The sequence below is a fragment of the Agromyces sp. Y575 genome (assembly GCF_059445445.1).
In genome coordinates this window covers 128576-145768 of record NZ_JCAIUI010000003.1, presented here as the reverse complement: position 1 = coordinate 145768, position 17193 = coordinate 128576, and the positions used below count along the sequence as shown (strand labels likewise).

The following is a 17193-nucleotide window of genomic DNA, read 5'->3' as shown; positions in this document are numbered from 1 at the left end:
CGAATCATCCGACTCGGCGAACGGTGCCGGGGCTACATGTTGTCTTGGCGGGGGAAGACGACCTTCTGCACGATGATGATGAGCGACGCCGCGACGGGGATCGCGACGAGCGCGCCGAGTACGCCGCCGAGCGTGCCGCCCGCGACGGCCGCGATCACGACGAGTGCGCCGGGCACCGCGACGGCGCGGTTCATGATGCGCGGGCTCAGCACGTAGGCCTCGACCTGCATGTAGATCAGGTAGTAGATGGCCGCGGCGAGCGCGGTCGCCGGCGACGCCGCGAATGACACCAGGGAGATGATGACCGCGCCGCTGAGTGTACCGATGAGGGGCACGAGCGAGAAGAGGAACGCGATGAACGCGAGCAGGATCGGCGCCGGCGCCCCGATGATGGAGAGGTAGATGAGGCTCAGCACGCCGTTGATCGCACCGAGGGTGACCTGGCCGATGACGTAGCGACCGACCGAGCTCGTGATCTCCTCCGACACGTCACGGAAACCGCTTCGCGAGCTCGCGGGCACGAATCGCGCCGCGTACCGCTTCATCGAGTCGAGGGAGGCGAGGAAGTACAGGGTGAGGATGAGCACGATCGTCGCGCCCGTGAACCCGCCAGCGATGCCGGCACCGACGGCGAGGATGCCGCCGCCGAGCGAGCCCAGGTTCGCGGGGTCGGCGAGCCACTTGCCCGCGGACTCGATCGCGTCCTGGATGGCGTGCTCGCTGCCGCCGAGGGTGTTCAGCCAGGCCACGAAGTCGCTGTTCTGCACGTTCTTGAGGATGTCGTCCCAGTTGTTCACGATGTTCGTGGTCTGTTGGACGACGATCGGCACGATCGTCGCGATGAGTCCGACGAAGATGCCGATCACCCCGACGAACACGATGACGATCGCGACCCACCGCGGCATGCCTCGCCGTTGCAGCCAGCTCACGATGGGATCGAGGCCGAGCGCGAGGAAGAGCGCGAGCGCCACGTAGAGGATGACCGTGCCCAGCTGACCGAGGATGCTGCCGAGGAGGAGTGCGAGCAGCACCCCGAGCGCGCCGATGAAGCCGATGCGGAATGCTCGGATCCTCAACTCGGGCCCTCGGGAGCCCGCGTCGCTCGTGATCTGCGCCGCGGCAGGCGCTGTCTCCGGCGCTGGTTCCGGCGCCACTCGCTTCGTTCGGATCCGCATGAGTCCGACGGTAGCGGCAAGCTGCCCAGCGAGCACGTGGTTGACTCGGCGAGTTCGATCCGATAGTGCACCCCCGGCAACGGCTGGAATGTAGGACATCAGTCGGTATGTAGGACGTTCCTGCGCGCGAACGTCCTACATACCGCCTCGTGTCCTACACAACTCGGAGGAGCCGCGGCGACCGACTCAGCCGAGCCCCGACGGCGGCATCACCTCGCCCTGCAGCGTGCGCACCCAGCGGTCCCCCGTCGCCCGGAACTCCGCACGTGTCGCGAAACGATAGTGGTGGGCCCGGGCGCGCACCCAGCGGGGCGCCGACCCCGCGAACGGGTCATGCGCGAGCAGCGCGAGCGTCGAGGCATCCGCTTCGAGCAGGCGAAGCAGGAACACCTCGAACCAGGGCTCCCACATCCGCCCGAGCGGCAGGAACCACATGAGCCAGTCGAGCCGCAGATGGTACGGCGCCCACTGCCGCGGCACGGCGCGCAGCGGCCCGGGTTTGCCCTTGAAGCCGTATTCGCGCCAGTCGGCGTCGTCATCGGGCGCGTCGGCCAGCGTGCCCTCGATGACGATCTCGATGCGCCGCTTCGTCACAGTGCCGAAGGCGCCGTAGGCGTTCACGAGCATCCAGCGGTTGAACGACGCGTTCATGAGCTGACGGCGCGAGAAGAGGTTCTTGATCGGCCAGAAGCTCAGCACGACGAGCAGGGCGGATGCCGCGAGCACCACGATCGCCCACCAGAGCGGCGTCGCCGCGGCATCCGTACCGAGTTCGACCGGAATCGCCGGGATCAGCCAGTGCCAGGCCGAGTCGGTGATGGCGGATGCCGCGAGCACGACCGTGATCCAGTTGAGCCACGCGAAATTGCCGGTGACGATGAGCCAGAGCTGCGTGAGGATGACGATCGCCGCGGCCGTCGAGCCCACGGGCCCCGGCACGAACAGCAGGAACGGCACGACGAGCTGCGCGAAGTGGTTGCCGAGCACCTCGCTCTTGTGGAACCAGCGCGGCAGCAGGTGCGCCTGGCGACTCAGCGGATTCGGCATCGGCTGCGTCTCGTGGTGGTACATGAGCGCCGTGAGGTCGCGCCACTCACGCCCTCCGCGGATCTTGATCATGCCGGCACCGAATTCGAGCCGGAACACGAGCCACCACACGGCGACGATGATCGTGACGGGCGGCGGCGTCTCGTTCGAGCCGAGGAATGCGACCGTGAAGAGCGCTTCGCAGAGCAGCATCTCCCACCCGAAGCCGTAGAAGGTCTGGCCGACGTTCACGATCGAGAGGTACCCGATCCAGAGCGCGAGGAAGACGAGCATCGGCAGCCAGGGCGGGCCGAGCTGTGGAAGCCCGACCACGACGGATGCCGCGAGCACGAGCCCGGCGACGGCGAGCACCACGAGGCGCCGATCGGTGTAGCCCCAGCGGAAGAGACTCGGTCCGCGCAAGCGCGGCGCGAGCCGGAGCAACTCGGGCACTGGCAGGAAGCCGTGCTCGCCGAGGAGCGGCCGGAACTGGTTCAGCGTCGACAGGAACGCGACGAACGCGAGCGCGCCGACGCCGCGCTGCAACACCTGGCGCGCGATCTCGTAGTCGTGCGCGTCGAACCAGTCGAGCCAGTCCACACCCTCACGCTACGCCCGTCGCCCCTGTTGGTTGAGCCCGTCGAAACCCGCCCACCGTGGAAGTTCCCCAGCTGCGGGTTGAGCCCGCTTTTGCGAGTACTCCCGGCGTAGCTTCACCGGTTGCTTCACAATCGGTCGTTCTTCACACCCCTGAAGGTCTCAGAGCTATTGAAGCGAAGGCGCTCTCCATCAATTGTGTATTGCTTACTGTATTGCACCCTTGATACATTCGTCATACACAAAGGAGGCGCACTTTGGATGTCATCAGCGACATGATTGCACACGTCCTGCCCTCGACCTGGCTCGCGGCAGCAGTGCTCGTTGCGCTGTCGGTAGTTGCGCTTGTCGCGGTCCAATTGCGCCCCGTCCGCCGACTGCTAACAAATTGGTTCGTCCGGCATATCGACGTGGAAGTGCCGGCTTCGATCACCTCGGGTCTGATGATCAGCGAGCACAGACGGGTCTCGGGAGCGGTGTTAGGAGGGATCATCGGACTTGCAGCTGCCACCTTTTTCGTCTACTTCGTCGGCGCCGATCGAGCTCAACCAGCCACACTCTTTCTGCTTGGCTCGTACGCAGTGAGCGCGGTGGTTGGGCGCTCAATCGCGTCCTGCATCGGAGCTCTGTCAATCACTTCTTCCACCGTTCGAGTTGCAAACGTGCGTCACCGCGAGATGCTGGACTACCTTCCGGCGTGGGCAGGCATCACAACTCGAGTCACAGTGGCGCTGTCCGTCGCAGTGTTGGCGATACTCGCCCTCTCACCCCTGCTTTGGCAAGTCGAGCTCGCTGTATTTCCAGCCTCCTTCAGCGTGGCCGCCATTGTTACCGCGCTGGCCGTCGTCTCGCTCATCGCATTCGAGGCTGGCTCTCGCCTCATTGCCCGCTCCCCCCAGCGGCAGGACTCAGAAGTCACGTTGGCGTGGGATGACGCACTTCGTTCGTCGGCTGTCCGAGATCTCGCTTCGGCGACGTGGTTGCTAGGCCTATTCGGTCTATTCTTCGGATTCGGGGAGGTCGCACTCGCGCTGTCGCCCGCCCAACCGCCGGCCATAGCAAGCGCGTCGGCGTTCAATATTGTTGGGACAACGGCTTTGATCGCTGTGATCGGCGTAACACTTCACCCACGCACTCGCACGTATGCATTCCGTCGACTTCACCCGGAGTTGATTGGAAACAGTGCCCGGTGATCATCAGTGTGGACGCCTCCTCAGCAACACCGCCCTTCGACCAGGTACGAGTGCAGCTGATCTCAATGATCAACTCGGGCGCTCTGATGCCTGGCACTCGTTTGCCGACAGTGCGCGCTCTGGCCGCGGATCTGCACCTGGCACCAAATACGGTCGCGCGGGCCTACAAAGAACTCGAGGAAGCGAGATTCGTCCATACCCGGGGCCGAGCGGGCACCTTCGTGGCAGCCGGAAGTGACAGTTCAAAAACGCAGGCCATGGAGGCGGCGCGCGAATACGCCGAAACGATGCAGAGCCTTGGGGTATCCCCCGCTGACGCGATCAACTTCGCCACAGCTGCACTCACAGCCACCGGCAGCGTTTCACTCGCAAGCCCGATGGAGCTCCAACCTCGGAGCGACGTCGCCGCCAGCGGCGAGCAGATTCCCGCCAACGCGACCTGAAAGTCACGGGTTGAGCCCGTCGAAACCCGCCCACTGTGGAGGTTTCGGCAAGCTCAACCCACAGACGCGTCAGCGAATGCCGAAGCGCTCTCGCAGCGCGAGCTTCGCGGCGAACCAGCCGTTCATACCGTGCACGGCGGGCCCGGGCGGTGTCGCGCTCGAGCAGAGGTACACGCCGTCGACCGGCGTGCGCCACGGCGCGGTCGAGACGACCGGCCGTTTCACGAGTTGCGCGAACGAGAGCTCGCCTGCGTAGATGTCGCCGCCGAGGTAGTTCGGGTTGTACCGTCCGATCTCCGCCGCCGAGCTCGCGGCAGAGGCGAGCACGACGTCACGGAATCCGGGCGCGAACCGCTCGACCTCGGCGGTCACGAGTTCGGTCGCGTCGAGTGTCGAGCCCGCCGGCACGTGCGTGTACGCCCAGAGCACATGCTTGCCCGCCGGCGCACGGCTCGGGTCCGCGACCGTCGGCTGGGTGACCAGCACATACGGATGCCGCGGCGCCCCGCTTCCCCCACCACCGGCCGGCACCCCGGGCTGAAACCCCCGCGACACCGCGTTCTCGGCGGCGGCGATCTCGGCCCTGCTGCCGCCGAGGTGCACCGTCGGCGCCAGCCCGACCTCGGCATTCGCCCACGGCACCGGGCTGCTGAGCGCGAAGTCGACCTTCGCGACCCCCGATCCGTAGCGGTAGCGGCGCAGGGCGCGCGCGTACCGCGCAGGGAGGTCGGCGGTGAAGAGCAGCTCGGGCGAGGTGTCGAGCAGCACCGCGCGGGAGCCCGCCACCTCGGACAGCGAGGTCACCGCGGCATCCGTCACGATCTCGCCGCCGCGCTCTCGGAGCTCGTCGGCGAGCGCATCCGCGATCGTCTGCGAGCCGCCGACCGGCAGGCCCCAGCCGACCCCGTGCCCGTGCATTGCGAGCAGCAGCCCCGCGCCCGCCGAGGCGAGTGAGGGCATGCCGCCCGCGGCATGCGCTACGGCGCCCGTGAAGAGGGCGGGTGCCACGTCGTCGCGGAAGCGCGCGTTCCAGGCGGGGCTGCCCTGCTCGAGGGCGCGCAACCCGAATCGCACGGCGGCGATCGGGTCCCGTGGCACACGCAGCAGCTGCGAGCCGGTGAAGTCGACGACCCCGCGGCTCCGCGCGAGGAGCGGGGCGATCAGTTGCCGCCATGCCCGGCCGTCGACGCCCAGGCCATCGACGGTGCGGTCGAGGTCGCGCCAGGCGAGCCCTGCGCGGCCCCCGTCGAGCGGGTGCGCGTAGGACAGCTCGGGCACGATCCATTCGATGCGATCGAGCAGGCCGAGCTTCTTGAACACCGGCGAGGCGAGCGCGGCAGGATGCACCGCCGAACACACGTCGTGCAGGAACCCGGGCAGCGTGAGCTCCGTTGTGCGCAGCCCGCCGCCGATCGTCGGCGCAGCCTCGAGCACGCGCACCGAGAGCCCGGCGCGGGCGGCGAGCACTGCGGCGACGAGCCCGTTGGGCCCGCTGCCGACGACGGTGACGTCGATCATGCGCTCACGTCGATCATGGGATCAGAACGAATTGAGGTAGACCCACGGCAGTCGGTCCATCATGAGTCGGTGCCGGTTGCCCTCGGCATCAGGAGCGTCGTCGGGCACGGCCGGCTCGCGATCGCGGTGCTTCTGCTCGTCGGCGTACTCGTCGTCCTCCTGCCAGAGGATCGTCGATCCGCCGTGCGCGATCTTCGCGACGTAGGGCCGCACCTCACCGCTGCGCAGTTCGGCAAGCGCTTCGTCGACGGATGCCGCGTGCGCCAGTCCGTGCAGGGTCACGTAGGTGGGCGGCCAGAGCGTCATCGATCCGGCGGTGTGGCGATCGAGCGCGTCGCTCGGGCGCAGCCATTCGGCGGCGGCGACCTCATCGGGTGCGAGCCGCAATTCGCCGTCGGGCACCCGCACGGCGAAGAACGTCGTGGTGAGCTGCTTGGGTGAGCCCTTCGGCGGCGTCCAGCGCGAGAACGGCACGAGCTCGGCGGGGTCGAGCACGAGGCCGACCTCTTCACGCGTCTCGCGCACGGCGGCGCGGCGAGCGGCGTCGATTCCGTCGATAGAGCCCCCCGCCGCATCCGTTTCGTCGACTGCGCCACCCGGGAAGACCCACGCACCGGCGAACGAACCTCGATCGCGTGGCCGCTCGGCGAGGAGCACCTCGAGCCCGCGCTCGCCGTCACGCAGCAGCACGACGGTTGCAGCGGACCCGGTGGTGGCCGGGTCGGTCAAGGATTCGAGATCGCTGTCCATGCCCTCAGACTAGGCCGCGGATTGCTCAGGCGCACCGGTCGCTCACTCTCCCGCCGAGCCGCGGGATACACTGCCCGGATGGATCAGGACACCGGCCCCGGCGAGCGCGTGTCGACGTTCGCACGGCTCGTGCTCGCGCCCAACGCCGGGCCGATGACCCTCGACGGCACCAACTCCTACGTGTTGCGAGCGCCGGGTTCGGCGGGCGTCGTCGTGGTCGACCCGGGCCCTGCCGATGCCGCGCATCTCGCGGCGCTCGCGAGCGCCGGCCCGGTCGAGCTCGTGCTCGTCACGCACCACCATGCCGATCACTCCGAGTCGCTCGAAGCGTTCCATGCGCTGACGGATGCCCCGGTGCGCGCGATCGACCCGGCGCTCTGCATCGGCGGGGCGCCGCTGGCCGACGGCGAACGCATCCACGCCGCCGGACTCGAGATCGAGGTGATCACGACCCCCGGCCACACGGCGGACTCGGTGTGCTTCGCCCTTGCCGCCGACGTCATTGCGAGTGCGACTGCGGGATCATCCGGAACCGTGCTCACAGGCGACACGATCCTCGGCCGCGGCACGACGATCATCGCCGATCCCGACGGCGCCCTCGGCCCCTACCTCGACTCGCTCGAACGGCTGCGCGGCGCCGGCACGCCGGGTCCGGTGGGCGTGCTGCCCGGTCACGGACCCGCGCTGCCCGACCTCGCGGCGATCTGCGACGCCTACCTCGCCCACCGCGCCGAGCGCCTCGAACAAGTGCGGAACGCCCTGCGCGCGATCGGCTCGGACGCCTCGGTCGGCGCTGTCACCGACGTCGTCTACGCCGACACGGATGCCTCGGTGCGAAGCGCAGCCGAGGCATCCGTTCGAGCGCAATTGGCCTACCTGCGGCAGCAACCGCTCGCCTGACCTGATCAGGCGACGAGTGCGAGTCCCGCGTTCCAGCCGACCTTCTCCTGCACGGCGAGGGTGAGCTGCAAGAAGCCGATGGACTCGAGCTCGCGTGCCCGCGAGAGGCGGCCCGCGTCGACCGCGACCACGCCGCCCGCACGCACGATGTCGGCGAGTGCTCGCTTCGCGTCGTCGTCATCGCCGGCGATGAGCACGGTGGTGGGGTTCGAACCGATGGTCTTCGCGGCCAGGGTGGCGGCGAAGTTCGTGTTGAAGGCCTTGAGCACCTTCGAGTCGGGCAGGGCTGCGGCGAGCTCGTTCGCGGCTGAACCGTCGGCGGGAACGACGAGACCGTCGAAGGTCTCGAAGTCGAGCGGGTTCGTGATGTCGACGACGATCTTGCCGGCGAGTTCGGCGCCGCGTGCGGCCACGATCTCGGCGAGGGCGGGGTGCGGCACAGCGAGCACCACGATGTCGCCGGTGATCGGCTCGACTGTGTCGCGGCCGACGTACTCGACGGTGTTTCCGCCAGCGGCCACGATGCCTCCGATGGCCGTACCCATGTTGCCGTTTCCGATGATGCTGACGGTCGTCATGTTGATCCTCTCAGCGCCGTTCGACGCGATTACTTGTCCCGACAACCATCACCATACGCGGAATCAGTTGTCGCGTCAACCAATGAGGTAGACTCGCGGATATGACGGATGAGACGCGGTGGCTCGACCCCGAAGAATCCGCCGCGTGGGTGCGCCTCGTGGCGCTCGCCGAGCTGCTCCCCGGCGCCCTCGATGCGCAACTGCTGCGCGATGTCGGACTCACGCACTTCGAATACGGCGCACTCATGGCGCTCGCGTCGGCACCGACGCGCACCATGCGCATGACCGTACTCGCGTCCAGCACGAACGCGACGCTCCCCCGCCTCTCCCATGTCGCCCGCCGTCTCGAGGAGCGCGGCCTCATCGAGCGCTTCCCCTGCCCCGAAGACCGTCGGGCGACGAACGCCAAGATCACCGATGCGGGTCTCGCACTGATCGCCGAAGCCGCCCCGGGCCACGTCGCGACCGTGCGAACGAAGGTGCTCGACGCGCTCGCACCCGAGCAGCTCGAGCAGCTCTACGACATCGCCGGCGCCGTGCTCGCACGACTCGACCCCGACGGGCGGCTCGCTGCGACCTCATGCCAGTTCAGCGAGGGCCCCGTCACCCCCGTCAACTGATCCGATTCGGTCTACCCGCACATCGAGAGTGCGCTAGATGTCGGAATCCGGCGCCGAAAACGACAGTTGGCGCACTCTCGACGGGCGGCGGGACGACGGGCGCGATGGGCGCGCGCGGTGGGGGGTGGTCGGAGAGGTAGTGACGATGTGCACTCGGGAACGCGCGCTCAGCGCGGTTCGTAGGTGAGGCAGTCGGCGTCGTCGCTCCCGGGCCCGATGCGAACGGATGCCGCGGTGCACTCGAGCTTCGAGTTGTGGATGCACTCCGACCGCTGGCAGGCCCCGACGTGCGTCACGACCTTGTCGAGTCCGCCCTTCTCTCCGAGCGGGATGAACGTGGCGCACTCGGCATCGCCGACGGAGCCGCCGATCGTGACCGCGGCCGCGTGGCAGTGGGAGTGGTCGTTGTAGGAACATCCGGCCACCGAGCATTCGGCAACGGCGGGCAGTTCGTCGAGCGTCATGCTCATGGTGACCTCCAGTGCGGTGCGCGGCTTTTCGTTGGGGCGATAGTACGCCCGCGCGTGTCGGCCGCACAGCGTCTCCGGGACAAGTTTCCGCAGATCATCGCCACTTTCTTCTGAGGCGAGGCTTACCTATCCAGCAGCCGGGCCCGAATGTCGGAGGGGTGCGGGAGGCTGCCTCCATGGCATCCGACGACTTCGAATTCCTCTACGGCGAGTGGCACGTGCGCAACCGCAAGCTCCGCGACGTCACCGATCCCGACTGCACCGAATGGGTCGAGTTCGATGCGACCGCCGAGGTGTACCCGATCCTCGACGGCTTCGGTCACGTCGACCGCATGACCGTGCCCGAAGCGCCCGACGGCGGTGCGTTCGAGGGGTTCACGCTGCGCCTGTACGAACCGGGCGCCGACCTCTGGCGCATCTGGTGGAGCTCGACGCGGTTCCCCGGAATACTCGACACCCCCGTCGAAGGTCGGTTCACCGACGGGCATGGTGTGTTCGAGGCCGACTTCGAACTCCGCGGCGCGCCCGCGCGCGAACGCTTCGAGTGGCTGACGAGCGACCCCGAGCATCCGCACTGGCAGCAGTCGTTCTCGCTCGACGGGGGTGCGAATTGGCAGCCGCCGAACTGGCACATGCACCTGACGCGCCGCGCGTCGTAACTCAGCACATGCCCTGACACCCGCCTGCCAGAGCAACCGCGGCTCGGCTCAGCTCACCCAGTTCACCCAGCTCACCGCGAGACGGTGCCCATGCAGCTCGCGATCGGCTTCAGCACGGCGGGGCGCACGGCGAACCAGCCGGCCACGAGCACCACGAGCGACGCGGCGAAGATCCAGAAGCCCGCCCACGATGCGTCATCGCGGCTCGCGTACATCGCGTCGAGGTTGCGCAGGGCGCCGGTGGCGAAGACGAGCGTGACGTGCACGATGACGAACGCCACGAACACGAGCATCACGGGGTAGTGCAGCGCACGCGCGAGCGACGCGGGATAGACGCGATTCAGTCGCCCGGCGCGCTGCGGCCATACCGACGAGAGGCGCAGCCCCGTGATCACGGCGAGCGGAGCCACCACGAAGACGATCGCGAAGTAGCTGAGCAGCTGCAGGCTGTTGTAGTTCACCCACGCGTGCTCGATCGGCCAGTCGAGCGAGGCGTACTGCAGCCCCGCCGACACGGCGTTCGGCCAGATGTCGGCGCTCGTCGGCACGATGCGCATCCATTGCCCGGTCACGAAGAGCAACACGATGAAGACGATGCCGTTGAGCACCCAGAGCGCGTCGACCACGTAGTGCAGCCAGAGGTAGATGCCGATCCTCCACGGCGGGGTCTTGGTGCGCACCAGGCCCTCGTTGTTCCGCACCCACCTGGCCGGCGGCCGGCCGCCCTTGCGCAGCAGCAGACCGGAACGCACGAGCAGCACGATGAAGAACCCGTTGAGGAAGTGCTGCCACCCGAGCCACGCCGGAATGCCGACGGGCGCATCCTCGGGCAGCGGAGTCGTGCCCGGATACCGCGTGATGAACTCCTGCACCGACGGCTGGGCGCGCAACCAGATCGCGAAGAGCACGACGGCGGCGAGCAATGCGACCCCGACGAGTACCGCCCACACGAACGGAAGCCACCGACTGCGCCGACGGGTCGCGTGATGCGGGGTCGGGTCGCTCAGACGGGTCACCGACACATTTTGACACGACGGCGCGTGCGCACGCCGAGCGCCAGAGCCGAAGAGTCACGGATGCCGCGGCATGCCCACTGCCCGCACGGCCGTTCTGCCCGCAAACCGTGCCGACAACTGTGCTGCTGTCAGCAGCACTGCCCTCGGCAGTACCGCTCACGGCAGCACTGCTCTCAGCGGCATCCGCCCCACGGCCGACGGCCCGCGCGCACGCTGGAAGCATGAGCGACAACGAATCCCCACCGATCCAGCCGATCGACGCCGAACTCACGAAGCGCCTCTTCCACGAGCGCATCATCGTGCTCGGCGACAGCCTCGACCAGCAGGTCGGCAACCGGCTCTGCGCGCAGCTCGTCACGCTCGCGGCCGATGACCAGCGCCGCGACATCCGCTTCTGGATCAATTCGCCCGGCGGCTCGGTCTCCGCCATGCTCGCGATCGCCGACCTCATGCGGTCGATCCCGAACGACGTGTCGACGATCGCCGTCGGCATCGCGGCGAGCGCGGGGCAGTTCCTCCTGAGCGCCGGCACGAAGGGCAAGCGGTTCGCACTGCCGCACGCACGCATCCTGATGCACCAGGGCTCGGCCGGCATCGGCGGCACCGCCGTCGACGTCGAGCTGCAGGCCGACGACCTGCGCTACACCCGAGACACGGTGCTCGGCATCACAGCCGAGAACACCGGCCAGCCGATCGAGCGCATCGCCGAGGACTCCTTGCGCGACCGCTGGTACACCGCCACCGAGGCCGTCGACTACGGCTTCATCGACCGCATCGCCGACGGCTTCGGCGAGATGTTCCCACAGGGACGCGACCCCCAGGTCGGACTGCAGGCGCAGACCGGATTGCGAGTGCCGGCATGAGCAGCTACACGATCCCCTACGTCGTCGAGAAGCGCGGCAACAGCGAGCGTTCGCTCGACGTCTACAGCCGCTTGCTCTCGGACCGCATCGTCTACCTCGGCACCGAGATCGACGATGGGGTGGCGAACGTGCTCATCGCACAGTTCCTGCATCTCGCCTCGGAGTCGAGCGAGACGCCCATCAGCCTGTACCTGAACTCCCCCGGCGGCTCGCCCGGCGCTGCGCTCGCGGTGTACGACACGATGCAGCACATCCGCCCGAATGTCGCGACGACGTGCGTCGGCCAGGCCGTCGGTCCGGCGGCCGTGCTGCTCGCCGGCGGCACGAAGGGGCAGCGGGCGATCCTGCCGCACGGCCGGGTGGTGCTGCACCAGCCGTCGACGCAGGGGCGCGGCACGATCCCCGACCTCATCCTGCACGCCGACGAGGTGGTGCGCGTGCGCGCCGAGCTCGAGGCGGCCCTCGCGGCTGACACCGGCCGTGACGCGGTGACCCTCCGGCACGACACCGACCGCGATCTCATCCTGCCTGCGAGCGCTGCCGTCGAATACGGGCTCGCCGATCACGTGCTGACGACGCAGGTCGAGGTGGCGGCGTCGCGAGGTTACGCGGCGAGCAGGTAGACGCCCGGTCCGGCGGGCGCGTGCAGCCCGCCGGACAGGACGACGGCCAGCGGATGCTCCCCCGCCGCGCCGACCGTCTCGACCGTGTCGACCAGGTCGACTCCGTCGACCGCGTCGGCCCGGAACGCGAACGACGCCTCGACTCGCAGTAGTTCGCGCCGCTCGGCTTCGCGTCGCTCGGCCTCCTGACGCTCGGCGAGCGACGAGCCGACGCGCTGCACGACGTCGACGAGTTCGAGCCCGAGCGACTCGGCGACCGAGCCGAGCACCTCCGACGAGGGCTCCTTACGTCCGCGCTCGATCTCGGAGAGGTACTGCGGCGAGACACCGGCAGTCGCTGCGACCTCCGTCAGGATCCGCTCCTGGCCGAGCCGTTCGCCGCGCAGCACCTCGCCGAGCGCGTGTCGCCACAGCGGCTTCGCTGCGTTCGGCCGCGGAGCACTCGGCTCCGAGGCGCGTCGATCAGTGGCCCGTGTGAACTCGACGACCTTGCCCATGACCCCGAGGCTAGCCGCGGCATCCGCTCGCCGTCAGGCCGATCCGCTCAGAGCAGAACGCATCGACCCTGCTCGGTCACGCCGGCGGGTTGGCGGGATCGACCGTCTCGATCGTGTCGGCCTCGACGGCGTTATCGGCATCGAGGTCGTTCGGGTCGTCACCCTGCGATGCTCCGTTCCGGGCGGCGTCTGATTCGGCCGTCTCCGTGTCGTCGGCCGCGTTGCGCTGCTCGGCGTCGAGGTCGTTGGCACTGGTGTCGACGATGCCCCGAGCTTCGTGTCGTTGCGTCGTGTCTCGTGGATCGGTCATGATGCCTCCGCGGTAGGGATGCATCCAGCGTGAGCGGGGTCCGCGGCATCCGTCAAGAGCTTGACGTGACGCCGAATTCGTTCATCGAACTGAGCTACGCCGCTGGCAGCCGCGGGCGCTCTTCACCGTGCGGGTGAGCCAGAACGACCGCAACTCGATCATGCTCGGCTGAACGCGACGCGCTGCAATGCTGGCGCTCGAGCCCGCTCGCGGGCAGAATGAACCCACTGACGTGGAGGTGCACGATGACGATTGATGCAGTGCTGTGGTCGATTCTCGGAACGTTCTTGACGGTCGGCGGGGTGCTGCTCCTCGCGGCACTCTGGTCGCTCATCCGCCGGCCACGCGAGCACTGACCCGGCGTGAGGCCGTGCTCGGCAGCACTCGCTCAGCCGAAGGCGTCGGCGATCGGCGTGCCGCCGCCGTTGAACCGGATGGTGCGGTGTGCCGTGTGCGGTCGATGCAGCACTTCGGCCGCGACCGCGGCGACATCCGCTCGGTCGACGGTACGGCTCTCGGATGCCTCGGTGTCGATGCGTCCCGTGCCGTCGCCGTCGGTCAGTCGGCTGGGGCCGAGAATCGTCCAGTCGAGCTTCGTGGTCGCGAGGTGCTCGTCGGCCGCGGCCTTCGCCTCGGCGTAGGCGTGGAAGGAGTTGTCCTCGGGCACCGTGTGGTCGGGCGATTCGAAGTACGACACCATCACGTAACGCCGAACGCCCGCGCGTTCGGCCGCGGTCATCGACCGGATGGCGGCGTCGCGATCGACGGCGTACGTGCGTTCGGGACTGCCGCCGCCGGCACCGGCCGACCAGACCACGGCATCGTGTCCGTGCAGCAGTTCGGCGAGCGTGTCGACGTCGAGCTGCTCGATGTCGGCGACGACCGGGTTCGCTCCGGCCGCCTCGACGTCGGCGGCGTGATCGGCGTTGCGGATGATCGCGTCGACGACGTCGCCGCGCTCGGCGAGCAGCCGTTCGAGTTTCAGGGCGACCTTGCCGTGGCCCCCGATGATGATGATGCGTGCCATGTGCAGCTCCTTCAGCTCGTTCAGCTCGTTCAGCTCGTTCAGTCCACGCTACCCCCGGCACGCGAAGGCTCGCGCGGTGGACGATGTCGGTGACGAGCGCGGGATTGCTGCTGTTCCGTGAGTCGCCCGGGCTCGAGGTGTTCATCGCGCACATGGGAGGGCCGTTCTGGGCGCGGAAGCAGGCCGGTGCCTGGTCGATCCCCAAGGGCGGGTACGCAGACGATGAAGGGCCGCTCGCGGCGGCGCAGCGCGAGTTCGCCGAGGAGATCGGTACGCGAGCGCCCGACGTCGACGTCATCGATCTCGGCGACTTCCGGTATTCCTCAGGCAAGCGCGTGCGCGTGTTCGCCGGCCGGGCTCAGCGCTTCGAGGTCGCCGAGGTAGCCTCGAACACCTTCGAGCTCGAATGGCCGCCGCGGTCGGGCCGGCTTCGCGAGTTCCCTGAGGTCGATGCAGCTCGATGGGTGCCCATCACCGAGGCGCACGAGCTGTTGGTCGCGGGTCAGCGCCCCGCGCTCGACGCACTCCGAGCGCGGCTCGACGCAGAGCACGACTGAACGCGAGCGCGGCTCGGCGACGTCGATGGCGGTGCCGGCGGCGGCGGCGCTGGCGACGTTGCCGGCGCTCACGCGATGACGCTCGCGCCGTTCACGCCCGTGCGTCGAGCCGCCCGTCACGCCCGTGCGTCGAACATCCCGTCACGCCCGTGAGTCGAGCATCCCGTCGACCCACTCGGGCACCACGAGGCTCGCCGGGCCGTGCCGCACCTCGTCGAACAGCATCGTGATCTCGCTCGGCGCGAGGTTCAGCTCGACCGTGCGCGCGCCGTACTCGGCGGCCGTCGAGACGAACCCGGCAGCCGGGTACACCGCCCCCGAAGTGCCGATCGCCGCGAAGACGTCGCACGCGGCGAGCGCGCGCTCGATACGGTCGAGCTCGTAGGGCATCTCGCCGAACCAGACGACATCGGGGCGCAGCATCCGCTCGCCGCAGGCTGGGCACTGCGACCACTCGATGAGGTCGGCCGCCACCGGCGACCGGCCGCCGCAGGCGGCGCAGAGCGTCGAGCCGAGCTCGCCGTGCATGTGCACCACACGGCGGGACCCGGCACGCTCGTGCAGGTCGTCGATGTTCTGCGTGACGATGAGCAGCTCGTCGCCGAGGCGGTCGTCGAGACGCTGTTCGAGCCGTACGAGCGCGTCATGGGCGGGGTTCGGAGCGACCGCCGCGACCGCGCGCCGTCGCGCATCGTAGAACCGCTGCACGGTGTCGGGGTCGCGGTCGAACGCCTCGGGCGTCGCGACATCCTCGACGCGGTGGTTCTCCCACAGCCCGCCGGCGTCGCGGAAGGTCGGCACCCCGCTCTCGGCGGAGATGCCGGCTCCCGTGAGCACCACGATTCGCATGCACCCAGTACATCGCACCCGCGTGCGCCGCGCCGGTCCTTCCTCCCTGACCCGGGATCGGCGAGGATGAGTGCGTGCCCGGGCAATCGTTGACCGACATCGCCGAGGAGTTGTACGCGCAGCTGCCCGATGCGTTCACCGCGGCGCGCAACGAGCACGCGAAGTCGGTCGCTGCCGACGATCGCGAACTGGCAGCCGGTGTTCGCGAGCTACGTCGTCCATCGCCTGCGGCGTGGCTCGTCAACCAGCTCGTTCGGCATCGCGGCGAGCAGGTCGACTCGATCATCGACCTCGGAGCCCAGCTTCGCGAAGCCGGCGACGAGCTCGACGCCGGAACGCTCGCGCAGTTCGCCCGGCAACGCCGCCAGCTCGTCTCCGCACTCGCCCGCGAGTCGGGCGAGCTCGCCGAGTCACTCGGCAACCCGGTGCGCAGCCCGGTGCTCGACGAGGTCTCCCAGACGATGCAGGCGGCGATGTCGGATGCCTCTGCCGCCGACGCCGTGCGCACCGGGCGGCTCGTTCGCAGCCTCGAGGCCGTCGGCCGCGAGGTCGATCTCGACGGCGCGGTGGCCGGCGGCGATGCGGATGCGGATGCGGATGCGCCAGGCCGCAGCGACGCTCACGGCCGGCGATCGGACGGCACGACGGCGCCGAGTGCCGGAGACCAGACCGAGGACGACAGCGGCGGCACCGGCTCGGGGGCGAAGGCGAGCGCCCGAGCGGCCGAGCAGGTGAGCGCGGAGGCGGCACGACGCGACGCGCGAGAGCGGGCCGAGCGGGCAGCACGGGAAGCGCGGGAAGCCAGTGCTCGAGCGGCGGAGGCCGAACGAGCGCTCGACGATCTCGAGCAGCGCATCGCGACGCTCGGCCGACTGATCGACGATCGCTCCGAGCAACGCGACGACCTCGAGAAGCGATTGCGCGAGGTCGAGACCGAACTCGGCGATGCCGAGCGCGAACTCCGCCCGCTCGGTCGGGAGCACGACCGCGCGGCGCGGTCGGCGAGTGAAGCTCGCGACGCAGCCGATGAGGCGCAGGCCGCGCTCGACTGACCGGCCGTCAGCCGCCGGCGCCTTCGCCCGTCCCGACGCGAACGGCACGGAATGCTTCGGCTCCGCGCCGTCGCCGCGTCAGTCGCGGGACTGCTCGAGCAGATCGGCGACGTACGTCGTGATGTCGACGGGCTGGGTGGGCGGCAGCGAGACCGCCGCGGGGTCGATGGAGTTCGCAGGCATTTTCGATTCCCTTCGTGCGCGAGTGCGCGCACTCAGGGATGTCCGGCAGCCGGCACCCGGTTCCACGAGCCGTGGACGAATGGCGCTCAGCGCTCGATCGAATCCTGTCCATCGGAACCGCGACGCGCGAACACGCTTCGCAGCACGAAGAACACGATCACGGCGACAATGGCCACGATCACGAGCTTGCCGACGAACCAGAGCAGGCTGAACAGGACGTCGACGAGGAACCATGCGATGACGACGGCGACGATCACGCCGATGACGGTCCAGACGGTGCGGCTCAT

21 protein-coding genes are annotated in these 17193 nt (G+C 68.8%); 9 read left to right on the top strand and 12 right to left on the bottom strand.

All coding sequences use genetic code 11. The features are described from left to right. Positions 1 to 32 precede the first annotated feature (32 nt). On the bottom strand, positions 33 to 1175 hold the full coding sequence (locus AC1C2U_RS12795; RefSeq protein WP_495362148.1) for an AI-2E family transporter: 1143 nt from the start codon (positions 1173 to 1175) through the stop codon (positions 33 to 35). Between the two features lie 186 nt (positions 1176 to 1361). Then, positions 1362 to 2801 carry a lipase maturation factor family protein gene (locus tag AC1C2U_RS12790; RefSeq protein ID WP_495362147.1) on the bottom strand — a complete coding sequence of 480 codons (1440 nt, stop codon included), beginning with the start codon at positions 2799 to 2801 and terminating at the stop codon, positions 1362 to 1364. A 254-nt stretch (positions 2802 to 3055) separates the two neighbouring features. Here AC1C2U_RS12790 and AC1C2U_RS12785 point away from each other — a divergent pair, with 254 nt between their 5' ends. After that, the gene (locus AC1C2U_RS12785) at positions 3056 to 3991 is read left to right on the top strand and encodes a hypothetical protein (protein ID WP_495362146.1); all 936 of its coding nucleotides are present in this window, start codon (positions 3056 to 3058) and stop codon (positions 3989 to 3991) included. Continuing rightward, entirely contained in the window at positions 3988 to 4434 is a 447-nt protein-coding gene (locus tag AC1C2U_RS12780) for a GntR family transcriptional regulator (RefSeq protein ID WP_495362145.1), read from the top strand. The genes AC1C2U_RS12785 and AC1C2U_RS12780 overlap by 4 nt, the downstream gene beginning before the upstream one ends. A gap of 69 nt (positions 4435 to 4503) precedes the next feature. Here AC1C2U_RS12780 and AC1C2U_RS12775 read toward each other — a convergent pair whose 3' ends face one another. Together AC1C2U_RS12775 and AC1C2U_RS12770 are read right to left on the bottom strand one after the other, a co-directional pair. Further along, positions 4504 to 5952, bottom strand: coding sequence for a phytoene desaturase family protein (locus AC1C2U_RS12775; RefSeq protein ID WP_495362144.1), 1449 nt, complete (start codon positions 5950 to 5952; stop codon positions 4504 to 4506). A gap of 21 nt (positions 5953 to 5973) precedes the next feature. Continuing rightward, complete coding sequence (locus AC1C2U_RS12770; protein ID WP_495362143.1) at positions 5974 to 6702, bottom strand: NUDIX hydrolase; 729 nt, start codon at positions 6700 to 6702, stop codon at positions 5974 to 5976. Positions 6703 to 6780: 78 nt separating this feature from the next. On the opposite strand from AC1C2U_RS12770, the gene AC1C2U_RS12765 reads away from it, so the two are divergent. Further along, positions 6781 to 7602 (top strand): MBL fold metallo-hydrolase, encoded by an 822-nt coding sequence (locus tag AC1C2U_RS12765; RefSeq protein WP_495362142.1) that lies wholly within the window; start codon positions 6781 to 6783, stop codon positions 7600 to 7602. Positions 7603 to 7607: 5 nt separating this feature from the next. Here the strand turns inward: AC1C2U_RS12765 and AC1C2U_RS12760 are convergent, their stop codons facing one another. After that, the gene (locus tag AC1C2U_RS12760; protein WP_495362141.1) at positions 7608 to 8180 is read right to left on the bottom strand and encodes an NADPH-dependent F420 reductase; all 573 of its coding nucleotides are present in this window, start codon (positions 8178 to 8180) and stop codon (positions 7608 to 7610) included. 101 nt (positions 8181 to 8281) lie between these two features. Here AC1C2U_RS12760 and AC1C2U_RS12755 point away from each other — a divergent pair, with 101 nt between their 5' ends. Next, on the top strand, positions 8282 to 8800 hold the full coding sequence (locus tag AC1C2U_RS12755) for a MarR family winged helix-turn-helix transcriptional regulator (protein ID WP_495362140.1): 519 nt from the start codon (positions 8282 to 8284) through the stop codon (positions 8798 to 8800). A gap of 167 nt (positions 8801 to 8967) precedes the next feature. Here the strand turns inward: AC1C2U_RS12755 and AC1C2U_RS12750 are convergent, their stop codons facing one another. Next, on the bottom strand, positions 8968 to 9270 hold the full coding sequence (locus AC1C2U_RS12750) for a DUF1540 domain-containing protein (protein WP_495362139.1): 303 nt from the start codon (positions 9268 to 9270) through the stop codon (positions 8968 to 8970). A 176-nt stretch (positions 9271 to 9446) separates the two neighbouring features. On the opposite strand from AC1C2U_RS12750, the gene AC1C2U_RS12745 reads away from it, so the two are divergent. Further along, a complete protein-coding gene (locus AC1C2U_RS12745; protein ID WP_495362138.1) occupies positions 9447 to 9929 on the top strand; it encodes a hypothetical protein in 483 nt (160 codons plus the stop codon). Between the two features lie 71 nt (positions 9930 to 10000). On the opposite strand, the gene AC1C2U_RS12740 is transcribed toward AC1C2U_RS12745, so the two are convergent. After that, positions 10001 to 10936 carry a cytochrome b/b6 domain-containing protein gene (locus AC1C2U_RS12740; RefSeq protein ID WP_495362743.1) on the bottom strand — a complete coding sequence of 312 codons (936 nt, stop codon included), beginning with the start codon at positions 10934 to 10936 and terminating at the stop codon, positions 10001 to 10003. 230 nt (positions 10937 to 11166) lie between these two features. Between AC1C2U_RS12740 and AC1C2U_RS12735 the strand changes: the two genes are divergently transcribed. Both AC1C2U_RS12735 and AC1C2U_RS12730 read left to right on the top strand, forming a co-directional pair. Then, positions 11167 to 11808, top strand: coding sequence for a ClpP family protease (locus tag AC1C2U_RS12735; protein WP_495362137.1), 642 nt, complete (start codon positions 11167 to 11169; stop codon positions 11806 to 11808). Continuing rightward, positions 11805 to 12431, top strand: a complete 627-nt coding sequence (locus tag AC1C2U_RS12730; RefSeq protein ID WP_495362136.1) for a ClpP family protease — start codon at positions 11805 to 11807, stop codon at positions 12429 to 12431. Before AC1C2U_RS12735 ends, AC1C2U_RS12730 begins: the two co-directional genes overlap by 4 nt. On the opposite strand, the gene AC1C2U_RS12725 is transcribed toward AC1C2U_RS12730, so the two are convergent. The 3 genes from AC1C2U_RS12725 to AC1C2U_RS12715 form a co-directional block, all read right to left on the bottom strand. Further along, positions 12413 to 12928, bottom strand: coding sequence for a helix-turn-helix domain-containing protein (locus AC1C2U_RS12725; RefSeq protein WP_495362135.1), 516 nt, complete (start codon positions 12926 to 12928; stop codon positions 12413 to 12415). The two genes, AC1C2U_RS12730 and AC1C2U_RS12725, sit on opposite strands and share 19 nt — an antisense overlap. A gap of 76 nt (positions 12929 to 13004) precedes the next feature. After that, positions 13005 to 13238 carry a hypothetical protein gene (locus AC1C2U_RS12720; protein WP_495362134.1) on the bottom strand — a complete coding sequence of 78 codons (234 nt, stop codon included), beginning with the start codon at positions 13236 to 13238 and terminating at the stop codon, positions 13005 to 13007. 388 nt (positions 13239 to 13626) lie between these two features. Next, positions 13627 to 14265, bottom strand: a complete 639-nt coding sequence (locus tag AC1C2U_RS12715; RefSeq protein WP_495362133.1) for an NAD(P)H-binding protein — start codon at positions 14263 to 14265, stop codon at positions 13627 to 13629. 83 nt (positions 14266 to 14348) lie between these two features. On the opposite strand from AC1C2U_RS12715, the gene AC1C2U_RS12710 reads away from it, so the two are divergent. Beyond that, the gene (locus tag AC1C2U_RS12710) at positions 14349 to 14822 is read left to right on the top strand and encodes an NUDIX hydrolase (protein WP_495362132.1); all 474 of its coding nucleotides are present in this window, start codon (positions 14349 to 14351) and stop codon (positions 14820 to 14822) included. A 141-nt stretch (positions 14823 to 14963) separates the two neighbouring features. Here AC1C2U_RS12710 and AC1C2U_RS12705 read toward each other — a convergent pair whose 3' ends face one another. Continuing rightward, positions 14964 to 15671 (bottom strand): NAD-dependent deacylase, encoded by a 708-nt coding sequence (locus AC1C2U_RS12705; RefSeq protein WP_495362131.1) that lies wholly within the window; start codon positions 15669 to 15671, stop codon positions 14964 to 14966. Positions 15672 to 15745: 74 nt separating this feature from the next. Between AC1C2U_RS12705 and AC1C2U_RS12700 the strand changes: the two genes are divergently transcribed. Next, the gene (locus AC1C2U_RS12700) at positions 15746 to 16723 is read left to right on the top strand and encodes a hypothetical protein (protein WP_495362130.1); all 978 of its coding nucleotides are present in this window, start codon (positions 15746 to 15748) and stop codon (positions 16721 to 16723) included. 269 nt (positions 16724 to 16992) lie between these two features. Here AC1C2U_RS12700 and AC1C2U_RS12695 read toward each other — a convergent pair whose 3' ends face one another. After that, positions 16993 to 17193, bottom strand: coding sequence for a hypothetical protein (locus AC1C2U_RS12695; RefSeq protein WP_495362129.1), 201 nt, complete (start codon positions 17191 to 17193; stop codon positions 16993 to 16995).

Coding starts and splice junctions, on each gene's coding strand:
- AC1C2U_RS12795 (WP_495362148.1), bottom strand. CDS start 1,175: ATGCGGATCCGAACGAAGCGAGTGGCGCCGGAACCAGCGCCGGAGACA.
- AC1C2U_RS12775 (WP_495362144.1), bottom strand. CDS start 5,952: ATGATCGACGTCACCGTCGTCGGCAGCGGGCCCAACGGGCTCGTCGCC.
- AC1C2U_RS12770 (WP_495362143.1), bottom strand. CDS start 6,702: ATGGACAGCGATCTCGAATCCTTGACCGACCCGGCCACCACCGGGTCC.
- AC1C2U_RS12765 (WP_495362142.1), top strand. CDS start 6,781: ATGGATCAGGACACCGGCCCCGGCGAGCGCGTGTCGACGTTCGCACGG.
- AC1C2U_RS12760 (WP_495362141.1), bottom strand. CDS start 8,180: ATGACGACCGTCAGCATCATCGGAAACGGCAACATGGGTACGGCCATC.
- AC1C2U_RS12755 (WP_495362140.1), top strand. CDS start 8,282: ATGACGGATGAGACGCGGTGGCTCGACCCCGAAGAATCCGCCGCGTGG.
- AC1C2U_RS12750 (WP_495362139.1), bottom strand. CDS start 9,270: ATGAGCATGACGCTCGACGAACTGCCCGCCGTTGCCGAATGCTCGGTG.
- AC1C2U_RS12745 (WP_495362138.1), top strand. CDS start 9,447: ATGGCATCCGACGACTTCGAATTCCTCTACGGCGAGTGGCACGTGCGC.
- AC1C2U_RS12735 (WP_495362137.1), top strand. CDS start 11,167: ATGAGCGACAACGAATCCCCACCGATCCAGCCGATCGACGCCGAACTC.
- AC1C2U_RS12730 (WP_495362136.1), top strand. CDS start 11,805: ATGAGCAGCTACACGATCCCCTACGTCGTCGAGAAGCGCGGCAACAGC.
- AC1C2U_RS12725 (WP_495362135.1), bottom strand. CDS start 12,928: ATGGGCAAGGTCGTCGAGTTCACACGGGCCACTGATCGACGCGCCTCG.
- AC1C2U_RS12720 (WP_495362134.1), bottom strand. CDS start 13,238: ATGACCGATCCACGAGACACGACGCAACGACACGAAGCTCGGGGCATC.
- AC1C2U_RS12715 (WP_495362133.1), bottom strand. CDS start 14,265: ATGGCACGCATCATCATCATCGGGGGCCACGGCAAGGTCGCCCTGAAA.
- AC1C2U_RS12710 (WP_495362132.1), top strand. CDS start 14,349: ATGTCGGTGACGAGCGCGGGATTGCTGCTGTTCCGTGAGTCGCCCGGG.
- AC1C2U_RS12705 (WP_495362131.1), bottom strand. CDS start 15,671: ATGCGAATCGTGGTGCTCACGGGAGCCGGCATCTCCGCCGAGAGCGGG.
- AC1C2U_RS12695 (WP_495362129.1), bottom strand. CDS start 17,193: ATGAGCCGCACCGTCTGGACCGTCATCGGCGTGATCGTCGCCGTCGTC.